The organism is Paenibacillus sp. FSL H8-0317 (assembly GCF_045040685.1).
GTDB lineage: Bacteria > Bacillota > Bacilli > Paenibacillales > Paenibacillaceae > Paenibacillus.
Window position 1 is genome coordinate 6471776 of sequence record NZ_CP150294.1, and the last position, 14294, is coordinate 6486069.

Genomic DNA, 14294 nt, shown 5'->3' on the forward strand with positions numbered 1-14294 from the left:
ATTGGGGTTCCTTCATGCTTGTAACTGTTGTTGTACCATACAATCGTTATTTCACCAATTGACCACGTGTAACGCCCAGTTGGTTCGTTGCTTTTAGGGTTTTCCACACTTGTGTACCACTGATCTCGCCGCGCAGTGCACGGTTGTACAGATCGATTACTTCGCGTACCTGCTCCGGTGTCTCTTCCAGGAATTCCACACGGTAGCGAGATACACCCAGATCCATAAAGTTGGTCAGATATTCGGCACCTGACTGCTCCACTGCATTGTATACCGTATTACGACAGCCTTCATCCACACGTACCGGGTGAGACATACCGATCCGGTCTTGCAATGATGCACGCTGTTCCTCACAAGGACGTCCACAGTTCGTAAAGTCTGTTCCTTCACTCATGAACGTACAGTATACACAGTGCTCGGTGTGGAACATCGGCAGATGCTGATGGATAACCACTTCGGTCTGACTTGTACGGGAGTGGCCCAGCAAATCAACCATTTGTTGAATGTTCAGGTCATAGGATGGCGTAATCCAGTCACAGCCTGCTTCCAGGAACAATTCTACTGCTTTGTGATTAGCGATGTTCAATGAGAAGTCGCCGATCAGTTCCGGGTGCTTCGCATCCGGGTTTTCCATCCGGTGACGAAGGTAAAAGTACAGTGCGCCTGTATTACGTACCAATACCGCATCCGGCTTCAGACGCAAGATGTTGTTATGATATCCGTTCTCCCCAGGCATATGAATACGCGGTGTTGCCAGCGCGATCTTGCGACCAGCGGCATGCACAGCTTCCACGGCTGCCGGGAACTGTTTGATAAACTCGAAGTCGGCATAGATCATACCGATTCCTGCTTCAATCGCTGCCTCCACTTGTGGCAGGCTACGGCAGAGTGCGGTCAGTTCTGCTTGACCGCGAGCGACTGGTGATGCCGGTTTAACCGAATCGCCGTACACATCTACCGCCCGTTTCACGTAGACGGGTGGTTTAGGACGCTCGCCCGCGAGTTGTTCTACCGCCTGACGGCGAATGTTATTCAACTCGCGCATCGGGATAATGACATCACCGTGCAGATTGACGTCCATTCCTTCCAACTGGAACACGGTGCCTCCCAGACGACCGAACTGCTCTTCGAGCAATTCATGTGTCATTGGACGCTTCTGCGCGATGTCCAGTTCCATCTCGGAATCAATCCGGACGGTCGTGCCTTTCTGCACGTCTGTCCACCATGTGCTAAGCGGCTGCCCCGGGCTGCCAATGACCTTCACCTTCACCGGGAATACACGGTACGGCTTCTCGGTCTCAAAGCTTTGACGCAGTCGTTTGTCCAGCGCCGGGTCATTCGTTTTCCACACTTTGTCGCCAACTTTCACGCGGCGCAGATCCACGTCACTGCGGCCTGGCACGACATCAACGATCCAGCCCTCTTCGGCTTCGCCTTCGAGTTTTACGCCTTTACGACGTACATCGTATACGCGTCCGCCCTCTTCCTTCTGAGTCGGGTCTCCGGCGTCAAATACAATTCCATCTCCACGTTTCACGGGTGCATCCAGCTTCAGGACCACACCATCGCGCAACACTTGATCCACACGACCAAGGTAGACACCACGGCTTTTCGGGAATGTTCCATCCACCAGTTCTTTGTTATTTGTACCGCTCAGGAAACCATGTGTGAAGCCACGGGAGAAGCTTTGCTGCAATTCGCGAACTTCTTCCTTGCTTGGCGGTGTGTTATCTCCATCAAAATAACGGTCAATCGCTTTACGATATTTGCTTACTACGTTTGCTACGTATTCCGGCGTTTTGAGACGTCCTTCAATTTTGAAAGAAGTTACTCCTGCTTCGATCAGTTCCGGCATCAGGTCAATCGCTGCCAGATCCTTCGGAGACAACAGATAGGCTACATCACCCATCGGTTTGTGCACCCCATCCACCATCAGGTCGTACGGAAGACGACAAGCTTGCGCGCACTCCCCACGGTTCGCCGAACGTCCTCCCCACATTTCGGAAGTCAGACACTGCCCCGAGTAGGATACACACAGCGCGCCATGAACGAATACTTCCATTGGAAGCTTCGCCTGCTCACCGATCTTTTGGATCTGCTTCAGATTGTTCTCCCGTCCCAGAACGACACGTTCCATATCAAAAGGCTTCGTAAACTCAACCGCTTCCGGGGACGTAATCGTCATCTGTGTTGAACCGTGAATCGGGAAATCCGGTGAGATCTCGCGAATCATCTTCACCAAACCCAAATCCTGAACAATTACAGCGTCCACACCTGCATCAACACATGCATCGATCAGTTCTTTGGCATCCGTCAATTCATTTTCAAAAATCAATATATTAAAGGTCAAAAAACCTTTTACGCCATAACTGTGCAAAAACGCCATAATCTCCGGCAGCTCGTCCATACGGAAATTGTTCGCTCGTGCCCGTGCATTAAACTTTTCGACTCCGAAGAAAATTGCATCTGCGCCATTGGCTACCGCCGAACGCATACAATCCCAGTCACCAGCCGGTGCCAGAAGTTCAACGTCTTCTCTTCGTATTGTTGCTGTTTTCATGTAGATCCTCCCCATAACCGGCTATCCGCCGGATTTCATCCCTATATCCTTAAACGCCTGAACATACCAAGCCTAAGACTGCACCTTATCCGGTACACCTGCATTGTCACGGTATTGCTATATCTATCTATTATCTCTGTATTGCCTGAACTCCAAGCTTACAGTCATTCCTATTCATCAGATCAATAGTCATAACTCCTGAACTAGTATAGTGTACCACTTCTGCACCGACTCTTCTACGGTTTCCTGAAAAAACCGTTTACCATTTTCATTTCCAGTACAACGAAAAAAACCGAAAGGTCTTTTGACCCTCCGGCTCCACTACAATTATTTAATAAAAGTAAATGAGTTCACTGCTTTTTCCAAGGCAGCCGCCTGAACTTCTGTCTTGTTCGCATCGTTCAGACCACTTGTGATCGTATAGGTTGTTCCGTCCTTTTCAAAGACGATCTGCCGACCCGCATATGGCACGCCTTTGTCCAGTTCATGATACGTAAAGGAAAATGCAGGCACACCCGCAAACGTCAGCTCCTCACTGCGTAGCAGCTGGAAGTTTTTCCGCGTTTTGGTGGCTTCGGCATAAGCTTCTCTCAGTTGGCTGACCGTCATCTCGATCGACTTGTCTTCGCTCGCCGCAATGGAGAATTCTCCGCCCGTAAAGGTGTATACCACAGGTGAATATTCGAATCGATCACTGTAAGGTGTCCAGTAACGGGGAATATCTACACTGTAATGATAACGTTTGGACGTACGTGTAAGTGTCTTCGTTTTATCTGTCAAATACGGATCTTCATCCAGCTGACCAAAATTATCGGCAACCGTATCAAAATCAATCTCCACACTCTTCATAATCCGTTCAAACCATGCCCGATCTGCAAGCTGCTCCTCAGGGAACGTATACTCTGCATAATATCGATACCCATTCTTCTGCAAAAGAACATCGAACTCGGTCTGCCAGCCCCCGCCAAAGTTATAACGGAACTCATTCACCTCGGCAGTCTCTCCTGAGATGTCCATCGTATACGAGCCAATTGGCTCATAACTCTCTGGTGTAAATGTCTCGCGCATCCACTTATCCAGTTGGCCGCTCCAGTCTTTTACCGTTGTACCTGCCTTCGCCGAAGTGACACGCCATTGCAGATATGCACCGTCCTTGGCTTCATAGATCATCTGATTGTTGTCGATCGACCAGCCAGCAGGAATCTTCAACTCAATACCATAGTCATCGTTCCATGCGGTGCGCATGCCATTATCTACGGTGGACAGATCCTTGATCGTTCGATCCGATTCCGCATAGGTTGGCTGGAATGAATTGAGCAGCGCTGCACGTTTGCCCAGATCTTTATAATTCAGGGCTTCGTAATCCGCGAGGTACACATCATATTGACGACCTTCACTCAGATACTGACGCATCTCCCATAACATGCCGTCTGCATCTTTTACAATAATCCGTGCATATGGCGTTTTGCCTTTTGACACCGCTTCACGATCCAGCACGGTATCTCCCGATTGTTTGGCCTCTTGGACAAGTTGCTGCAACAAATCATCCGCATCCAGAGCCACATCCTGATCGCTGACATACACTTCAAGATAATAACTGTTGTCCGCAGCGCCGAAAGTCATCATGCGCTCCTGCTCACCGGTCTGGAAAACTATAAGGTCTGCCGGGTAGTTAATGGACCAACCGTAAAAACTGTTACCAATTCTGGTTTTGCCTTCATCTGGATGAATGCCATCCTCGTCATCCACCGAATCATCGGTTTGCAACAGACGAATGACCATTTCTCCGGAGCTGGTTGGAGCTAGCGTCGCTCCGATACCGGCAGCAACCGGACGAAGTGGAACCATAAGTATGCCATTCACCATCTTGGGAACGGCACCCATCTCATGTTTTACACCATCCACCCAGGCAATGGAACTGCCAATCGTTAGGGTGACCGTGTGTGGACCTTCCTTGATTTTGACAACATCATTTTTCTCCAGCCGGATTTCACTGCCAAATGCTTTCTTGAACACACCAACAGGCACCATCGTAACACCCTTGAACTTGTAAGGTTTGGCTATGGCCTGCTTATCGCCGTTAATGTAGGCGCTCGTGCTCCCCGCTTTGACTCGTAGTTCACTTGTCGTCAGATCAGATGCCCATACAGGCAATGCCGCGCCAATGGTCAGCATCCCGGTTAATACACCTGTGCTTAGCACACGTATCCATGACTTTTTCATTCCGTTCTTTCGTCCTCTCTCCATCCGGGCTGATCGCCGGGCTTTATTGTTCTTCATCTGCAAGGAACGCTTCATCTTCCTCGTCTACGATGTCTGCGCGATCAGCAAGCACCAACGTGCGGGTGACGATATCGCCATCCGTTTGCATCAACAGCTTTACCTTTTGCCCAGGCAGATACTTTTTGAGCAACTCATTGATATCCACTACTGAAGAGACACGTATGCCCGCGACACTGTAAAGGACATCGCCCTCTTTGATTTTGGCTTTCTTGGCTTCAGTAGACAGTACGCCCGTAATCGTTAAGGGATCATCTGTAGGCAGGCCCACAATCGCAGACCAACTTTCTTCCAGCTGTAGTCCCAGACTTGCACGTTTTATTTTGCCATATTTAAAAAACTGATCAATGATATATTGAACGGTATCCACTGGAATCGAAAATCCCAAACTCTCTACGCCGACCGCAGAAAATTTCATGGAATTGATACCAACCACTTCACCCTTCAGGTTGACCAGCGGTCCTCCGCTATTTCCTGGGTTAATGGCCGTGTCGGTCTGAATCAACCGGTAGGTCGCCTCAACACCACGATTCAAGCCGCTAATTACCCCTACCGTTGCCGAGTTGCGCAAAGAAAAGGAAATCGGCGTACCCAAGGCAATCACCGTTTCTCCAACAGTGGTTTGTGAAGCTTTGGCAAAGCTCGCCGGTTTGAGTGATTTGGCATTGATTTTGATTAGAGCCAGATCACTTAGTGCATCACTGTATGTTTTCGTAATTTTGTATGTATTGCCATCCGTCGTTACGACCACGGGGTTCGTTAATCCGTCGACCACATGAGCATTCGTTACAATCCATCCGTTCGACCGGATAATGACACCTGTACCATGTGCAAGATTATAACGGTCGTCTGATGTTGCACCGTCCTGCACTTCGGTAGATTTCCCAATAATGCCTACAACCGAAGGAGATACCTTTTCGATTACTTTGGGAATGGCTTCACTTCCCTTGTACGTGTACGTTCCGGATTTGGCATCATATTGTCCACTTCCACCAACTGCCTTGAGCAGATCCTTGGTGTTCACATAGACTTGACCGTCTACCACTTTAGCTTGCATCGCCGCTTTGGATTCAGCTGCACCGGCCGTTGCCGCTACACTAATCGAGAGTACAGCAGCCATCAGTATGGCTATCCCCTTTTTACCCAACACGCTCATATTCTCACCTGACCCTCTCTATACATCCTTCTTGCGCGACTCGACATCGGATTCATCGCTGAATCTATTCTCTTTTTCTCTCATCTGCAATTCCGGTATCCCTCAATGTATCATACAGAATCTGGATATACAATTGTTTTAAGTCCTATTTTAGTAGAGAAGGTATAATCTTGTTCAATCGCTCAATATAAACGAAAAAAAACACCCTCCATGTCTCCCGTGGAAAGTGTTCCTCCATACTCTTTTAGCTTAAATTCCATTCACTTCAGTGGCATTCCTACTGAGCAAACCAACCTGTTATCATCGCATAGTCTGTCATCAGAAATACCAGTAGGCTGACTAATGCAAATCCGATTGCAAACAGATTCTTCTTCGGTGCCCGAAGAAGCCGAACGACTCCGATGAAAATCAGGATCGTAAATAAGATGACAAAAATATCAAATGCATTAAAATTCGATGTACTCGCCGTGGCAGCTTCTGCAAACAGCATGGATAGACAGACCTCCTTACCATAGTTGAACAGCTAACGCATACCCTAATATCTTCCTCTATGTTATCTGTACCCTGCTTGTAATGCAAGCCCTATCATCCATAAAAATGAAAAAAAGCCAATTTGGCCGAATATTCCTGTAATGCTCGTCATAATGCATATGTAAACACTTTCACGAAATAACCTTAGTCCAAAGGAAACACTGTTCCTACTCAAAATGAAAAGCCCTTCTTTCTCGGAAGGAGAGCACATCAGATCGTAATCCAACGTCTTTACCTTTTCGAAAAGAAGGGCCATTACTGCTACTTCATATTGATATAACTACTGGGTAGAGAACCTTAGTCTACCAATTGCAGCGCCTTACTCCGCTCGGTATCCCGCTCAAGAACTGGCTTCAAGTACTTGCCGGTATAAGAAGCTTCCACTTTAACGATATCCTCAGGTGTTCCAGTTGCAACAATGGTTCCTCCACCGCTACCGCCTTCTGGACCCAAATCAACAACATAGTCTGCCGTTTTGATCACATCCAGGTTATGCTCGATCACTAGCACCGATTCCCCGGAATCAACCAGACGGTGTAATACGTTCAGCAAACGGTCGATATCATCGACATGCAAACCCGTAGTCGGCTCATCGAGGATGTAGATGGTTTTCCCCGTACTGCGACGATACAGCTCGGAAGCAAGCTTCACACGCTGGGCTTCACCACCAGACAATGTGGTTGCAGGTTGCCCCAGATTGATATAACCCAGACCCACATCCATCAGTGTCTGCATTTTGCGATGGATCTTCGGAATGTTCTCGAAGAATTGGGTTGCATCTTCAACCGTCATTTCCAGTACATCGGAAATATTTCTGTTTTTATATTTCACTTCAAGCGTTTCCCGATTGTATCGTTTGCCTTTGCAGACTTCACAAGGAACATAAACGTCTGGCAAGAAGTGCATCTCAATCTTGATAATGCCGTCTCCACGGCAGGCTTCACACCGTCCACCTTTGATATTAAAGCTGAACCGGCCTTTCTTGTATCCACGTACCTTGGCTTCGTTCGTCTGAGCAAACAGATCCCGGATATCATCAAAGACACCTGTATACGTAGCCGGGTTGGAACGTGGTGTCCGCCCGATTGGCGACTGGTCAATATCGATAACTTTATCGATATGCTCCAGACCACGAATTTCTTTATGTTGACCCGGGCGTACCCGAGCACGGTTCAGATCACGTGCCAGCGTTTTGTAGAGAATCTCATTAATCAATGTGGATTTACCTGAGCCAGACACACCCGTTACCGCAGTAAATACGCCCACTGGAATCTTCACGTTCAGATTCTTCAGGTTATTTTCTTTGGCTCCACGTACTTCCAACCAACGGTCTCCTACACTTCTACGTTCTGTACGAATCGGAATGAACTTGCGTCCACTCAGATATTGACCGGTTAAGGAGTTCTCATCGTTCATGATCTCCTCCGGTGTACCCTGTGACATGATGGTACCACCGTGGATACCTGCACCTGGGCCAATATCAATAATATAATCGGCAGCCATCATCGTATCCTCATCATGTTCAACCACGATCAACGTGTTACCAATGTCTCGCATATGCGCAAGTGTTGAGATCAGACGGTCATTATCCCGTTGATGCAGACCGATACTTGGCTCATCGAGAATATACAGTACACCCATCAGGCTGGAACCAATCTGTGTGGCCAGTCTGATCCGCTGCGCTTCCCCACCGGACAATGTTCCGGCAGCACGACTCAGTGTAAGATAATCCAGACCAACATTCACCAGGAAGCCGAGACGGCTGTTGATTTCTTTCAAAATCAGTTTGGCAATCGTCTGCTCCTTCTCCGTCAATTCCAATGAATCGAAGAATCGGCCAGCTTCACCAATGGACAAACTAGTCACATAGGCCATGTTGTGATCATTGATCGTAACCGCAAGACTCTCGCGTTTCAGACGCTGACCTTTACATGTACCACAAGGCTTCGCACTCATGTAACCCTCAATAAATTCACGGATACCTTCAGATGCTGTATCACGATATCTACGCTCTAAGTTATTCACGATACCTTCAAAGGTAACCAGTGCTTCCTTACGTTGTCCAAAATCATTCTCATAACGGAAACGGATTTTCTCCGTACCTGTACCCTGCAACAACTTGTTCATCTGCTCAGCTGGCAGATCTTCGACAGGTACATTTTGCGGAATGTTGAAGTGCTCACATACTGACTTCAGGAACTGCGGATAATAGGTGGATGTACCACCTGTCCAAGCATCAAAAGCTCCATCTTCGATGGTCTTAGTCCGATCTGGTACCAGCAGATCAGGGTCAACGATCATTTTGACACCTAACCCATCACAATCCGGGCAAGCCCCGAAGGGACTGTTAAATGAGAACATCCGTGGTGCAAGCTCTTCAATACTGAATCCACACACCGGGCAGGCAAAGTTGGAACTGAAGCGCAGCTCTTCTTCGCCCATAATGTCCACCAGGAGTTGTCCACCGGACAAAGTAAGTGCCGTTTCAATGGAGTCGGCCAGACGCGCCTGTACATCATCTTTAACAACGATCCGGTCAACAACGACTTCAATCGTATGCTTTTTGTTTTTCTCCAATTGAATATCTTCTGACAGGTCACGCAGTTCCCCGTTCACCCGTACACGGACAAAACCCTGTTTGGATACATCAGCAAATACACTTTTGTGCTCGCCCTTACGCCCCGAGATAATGGGTGCCAAAATCTGCAACCGGGTACGCTCTGGATATTGCATAATGCGGTCAACCATTTGTTCTACGGTTTGGGAGCTAATTTCCACCCCATGGTCCGGACAATGTGGATGGCCCACACGTGCAAATAACAGACGCAGATAATCGTAGATTTCGGTCACCGTTCCTACTGTGGAACGTGGGTTACGGCTTGTTGTTTTCTGATCTATTGAAATGGCAGGAGATAATCCTTCGATGGAATCCACATCCGGTTTCTCCATCTGTCCCAGAAACTGCCGTGCGTAAGCAGACAATGATTCTACATAACGCCGCTGTCCTTCGGCATAGATCGTGTCAAAAGCCAGCGAGGACTTGCCTGAGCCACTCAGGCCGGTCAATACAACAAAGCGGTCACGCGGGATGGTAATGTCGATATTTTTCAGGTTATGCGCTCGTGCGCCTTTAATGACAATGTTATCGCTCGCCAATAGTATTCATCCTCTCAGTGTGTTAATCCAAACCTTTAAAGGCTTTTCGATCCCTCCCAAACCCTCCCTTCCAAGGGAGGGCCCCAGAGGGCGCAACCCTCTGGACACCCGAAACAAGCGGTGCAACGGTGAGGGGTCGGGTCTTGCTATGTGAAGGGTGGTCGTGTGCCCGCGGCTCCGTATAAGGTTCCGGCTCATTGCCGGAACCTTATACGGCCGCTCTACTGCGAGGTGGTGCTCTCGGCTTCGCCACGTTCGCGACAAGTCGCCATTGCCTTCGGCTCGGCTCCAAGGTCAAGAGCGGGACGCTCTTTGCTTCGCCTTGGTCGCGGCATGGTCGCCATTGCCTTCGGCTCGGCTCCAAGGTCAAGAGCAGGACGCTCTCAGCTTTGCCTTGGTCGCGGCATGGTCGCCATTGCCTTTGGCTCGGCTCCAAGGTCAACACCGGGGCGCTCTCGGCTTCGCCTTTGTCGCGACAGGGTCGCCATTGCCTTCGGCTCGGCTCCAAGGTCAAGAGCGGGACGCTCTCAGCTTCGCCTTGATCGCGGCAGGTCGCCATTGCCTTTGGCTCGGCTCCGAGGTCAACACCAGGGCGCTCTCGACTCTCAGGGGAACACGACTCCCAATTGCTTTCCTATAAACCTTTTAACCAATTTCAACATTTCTATCAGTATAGACCTGATTTCAAGATTTCAACATCTCTAATTATCGGTAGATATCAATGATTTCCTTACTCAACAAGAGAACGGCCAATTGGCCGTTCTCTTGTTACAGATCCATCTTTACTGGAGCATATGAATGAGCAGTATCTTATTCGGCGCGAAGTTCCAGCAACGCATCGCGAAGCTCGGCAGCACGCTCAAACTGCAGGTTTTTGGCTGCATCTTTCATCTCTACCTCTAAGCGCTGAATAAGCGCCTGGCGATCTTTCTTCGACATCTTCTCGGCTGCGCCTGTGAGATAGTCTTTCTTGGATTCGGCAACTTTGGTTGCCTCAATCACATCACGTACTTTTTTGCGAATCGTCTGTGGTGTAATTCCATGTTTCTCGTTGTACTCGATCTGGATTGCGCGACGACGTTCTGTTTCCTTTATCGCTTTATCCATCGAATCCGTTACTTTGTCACCATAAAGAATAACGCGACCCTCGCTGTTCCGTGCCGCACGACCAATCGTTTGGATCAGTGAGCGTTCGGAACGCAGGAATCCTTCCTTATCGGCATCCAATATAGCGACGAGGGAAACTTCGGGCAGATCGAGACCTTCCCGGAGCAAGTTGATTCCGATTAGCACATGGAAAACGCCCAACCTTAAATCACGTAAAATCGCCATCCGTTCCAATGTCTTGATCTCGGAGTGCAGATAACGAACCTTGATTCCAACTTCCTTCAGATAATCCGTCAGGTCCTCGGACATCTTCTTCGTTAATGTTGTAATCAACACACGCTCGTCTTTGGCAATCCGGTCATTAATCTCACCAATCAAGTCATCGATCTGTCCCTTTGTTGGACGCAGTTCAATGATTGGATCAAGCAGTCCGGTTGGACGAATAATCTGTTGCACCATCGTATCGGTATGCTCAATCTCATACGGGCCTGGTGTGGCCGATACATAGATAATCTGATCCATCTTGCCTTCGAACTCTTCGAATTTGAGCGGACGATTATCCAGCGCTGACGGCAGACGGAATCCATGTTCAACCAATACTGTCTTCCGCGCCTGGTCACCATTGTACATCGCACGGATCTGTGGCAGAGTCACGTGAGACTCATCAACCACAATCAACATGTCATCCGGGAAGTAATCCATCAATGTGTATGGGGTATCGCCGCGTTCGCGGAAAGTCAGCGGACCGGAATAGTTCTCAATCCCCGAACAGAAGCCAACTTCCTTCATCATCTCGATATCATACCGTGTGCGCTGCTCCAGTCGCTGAGCCTCCAGCAACTTCCCTTGTTCACGCAACACTTCAAGACGCTCCTCCAGTTCACGCTCAATGTTCACCAGCGCAACCTTCATCGTCTCTTCTTGCGTTACGAAGTGAGACGCCGGGAAGATGGCAATATGTTCACGTTCGCCAATCAGTTCTCCGGTTAACACATCAATCTCCGTAATTTTCTCGATCTCATCACCAAACAATTCAACCCGAATTGCATGTTCGCCCTTGGAGGCAGGGAAGATCTCTACGACATCCCCACGGACACGGAATGTACCCCGTACAAAGTTAATATCATTCCGTTGATACTGAATCTCTACCAGACGGGACAAAATCTGATTGCGCGGTTTCTCCATGCCTACCCGGAGTGATAGCAACATGCTTGAATACGAGTGCGGTGAACCCAAACCATAAATACAGGATACACTCGCTACAATGATGACATCCCTGCGCTCAAACAACGAACTGGTCGCTGCGTGACGCAGTTTGTCGATCTCTTCATTAATACTTGAATCCTTCTCGATATACGTATCGGAGGACGGGATATACGCTTCTGGCTGGAAATAATCGTAATAACTGACAAAATACTCAACCATGTTGTTAGGAAAAAAATCTTTGAACTCACTTGCAAGCTGCGCTGCCAATGTTTTGTTGTGTGCAATAATCAGCGTCGGACGTTGCAGTTGGGCTATCGTCTGGGCTATCGTAAACGTCTTACCCGTACCCGTTGCACCCAGCAGTGTCTGGTACCTCTTCCCCTCCTGAACACCCTTCACCAATTCTTTAATGGCTGCAGGCTGATCACCTTGGGGAGAAAACTCTGACTCGATTTCGAACGTTTTGTCGCTCATTATAATATCGCTCATTGCCGTATCTCACCCTATCGTCTAAAATAATAGTCACTATATATTGTCGAAGTTCCCCGAATTTTCATATGGGAAAACTTATAGTAATAGGAATATTTGTTCCCGTTTAATTATACCTCGTTCGTTTTAGTGATGCAAACGTGAAATGAAGATAGGAGTGGGTTAATTTATGGATATTGCGACACTTATCGGTATTATTGCCGGAATTGCCGCAGTCATTAGCGGTTTTTTGTGGGAAGGTGGCCAATTGTCCGGTCTCCTGCAAAAAACGGCTGCTTTAATTGTATTCGGTGGAACGATTGCTGCTGTGGTTGCCAGTTTTCCGGCGCATCGCCTTCGTACGATTCCAGCTGCTCTGCGTATGGCTTTTGGACGTAACAATAATGAATCAGGCTTATGGGTTGAAGAACTGGTGGAGATGTCTTCAATCGCACGCCGCTCAGGTGTACTTGCATTGGAACGCAAGGTTATGGATCATCCGCATCCATTTTTGCAAGATGGAATTCAGATGGTTGTTGATGGTACCGATCAGGATGTGGTTCGCCAGATCCTGGAGATGGAGATTGACTCGATTGAACAAAAACATGAGGGCTATGCCAAAATATTTGAATCCGCTGGTGGGTACGCTCCAACCATGGGGATCATCGGAACCGTGATGGGACTTATTCAGGTACTTGGCAGTTTGACCGATCCCACAGGACTCGGACCTGCCATTGCTGTTGCCTTTACCGCAACCCTGTATGGGGTCGCCAGTGCCAATCTTATCTTTTTGCCCATTGCCTCCAAGATCAAATCCAGAGGTGCCGATGAAGTGCAGACCATGGAAATGCTTCTCGAAGGTGTACTTGCCATTCAGAACGGTGAGAATCCCCAGCTTGTACGCAAAAGACTGGAGTCCTTCACCCTTACACATCGTCAGCATATACGCCCCCTAACAAAGGAGGGATTGGATGAGTCGGCGCAGTAAACGGCGCGGAAAACGTGAAACTATCGATCATCGGGATCGCTGGATGATTACTTATGCCGATCTCATAACTCTACTTTTGATCTTTTTTGTCATCATGTATGCCATGAGCAATCTGGATTCAGGTAAATATGACGTCGTTACTCAATCGTTACAAAATACATTCAATGCGTCCGACTCTATCCTTGAGCTTGGTGAGGGACTCGGTGAGAAGCCCGGACAGACGATTACAGAGACTCCGCCATCCGAGGTGCAGGGTGAAGACCCTTCAGAAGGTGAAGAAACTGCAACACCAGATGATGACAACAAACCCCTCACAGAACGGGAAGAACAGTTCAGGTCACAGGAGCAGGAATTGCAAAATCTGTTCAATGTGATTACCCAATATATTGAGGATAATAAACTGGAAAATCAGATTTTTGTTGCGGACAAGCCACAGGGCCTATCCATTACACTTAGTGACCGCTTCCTGTTTGATCAGGGACAGGCCGCTCTAAAGGATGGTGCAGCACCAACGCTCAGTAAACTTGCCAGCCTGTTCCGTGATCTAAATACCGTTGTCAGCATTGAGGGTCACACCGATAACATTCCTGTGGGAGCAAACTCCGCCTATACCGATAACTGGCAGCTTTCAGGAGAACGTGCACTGTCTGTATTGCGATTCTTTCTGGATACAGAGAAGCTTAACCCGGACAGCTTCCAGTATGCCGGATATGCGGATACTCGCCCAACGGGTGACAACACCACAGCCGCCGGAAGACAAAAGAACCGTCGGGTTGAAATAACGGTCCTGCGTCAGCTCCAGCCTTAATCATCCATATCTCACATAATGCAACATTACTCAT

8 protein-coding genes are annotated in these 14294 nt (G+C 48.4%); 2 read left to right on the forward strand and 6 right to left on the reverse strand.

The annotated features are described in order from the left end of the window. Positions 1 to 46: 46 nt before the first annotated feature. From MHB43_RS28950 to uvrB, 6 genes are all read right to left on the reverse strand, one after another. Positions 47 to 2560, reverse strand: a complete 2514-nt coding sequence (locus MHB43_RS28950) for a U32 family peptidase (protein ID WP_017692029.1) — start codon at positions 2558 to 2560, stop codon at positions 47 to 49. A 327-nt stretch (positions 2561 to 2887) separates the two neighbouring features. Continuing rightward, positions 2888 to 4783 (reverse strand): stalk domain-containing protein, encoded by a 1896-nt coding sequence (locus MHB43_RS28955; RefSeq protein ID WP_405130878.1) that lies wholly within the window; start codon positions 4781 to 4783, stop codon positions 2888 to 2890. Positions 4784 to 4826: 43 nt separating this feature from the next. Beyond that, the gene (locus tag MHB43_RS28960) at positions 4827 to 5996 is read right to left on the reverse strand and encodes a trypsin-like peptidase domain-containing protein (RefSeq protein WP_339179757.1); all 1170 of its coding nucleotides are present in this window, start codon (positions 5994 to 5996) and stop codon (positions 4827 to 4829) included. 277 nt (positions 5997 to 6273) lie between these two features. After that, a complete protein-coding gene (locus tag MHB43_RS28965; RefSeq protein ID WP_405130879.1) occupies positions 6274 to 6486 on the reverse strand; it encodes a hypothetical protein in 213 nt (70 codons plus the stop codon). Between the two features lie 338 nt (positions 6487 to 6824). After that, positions 6825 to 9683: an excinuclease ABC subunit UvrA gene (gene uvrA, locus MHB43_RS28970; RefSeq protein ID WP_339179760.1), complete on the reverse strand. Its 2859-nt coding sequence runs from the start codon at positions 9681 to 9683 to the stop codon at positions 6825 to 6827. A gap of 810 nt (positions 9684 to 10493) precedes the next feature. Then, positions 10494 to 12485 (reverse strand): excinuclease ABC subunit UvrB, encoded by a 1992-nt coding sequence (gene uvrB / locus MHB43_RS28975; RefSeq protein ID WP_091013102.1) that lies wholly within the window; start codon positions 12483 to 12485, stop codon positions 10494 to 10496. A gap of 169 nt (positions 12486 to 12654) precedes the next feature. Between uvrB and MHB43_RS28980 the strand changes: the two genes are divergently transcribed. Further along, complete coding sequence (locus MHB43_RS28980) at positions 12655 to 13452, forward strand: flagellar motor protein (RefSeq protein WP_339179764.1); 798 nt, start codon at positions 12655 to 12657, stop codon at positions 13450 to 13452. Next, a complete protein-coding gene (locus MHB43_RS28985) occupies positions 13436 to 14260 on the forward strand; it encodes a flagellar motor protein MotB (RefSeq protein ID WP_221824030.1) in 825 nt (274 codons plus the stop codon). The genes MHB43_RS28980 and MHB43_RS28985 overlap by 17 nt, the downstream gene beginning before the upstream one ends. Positions 14261 to 14294 lie beyond the last annotated feature (34 nt).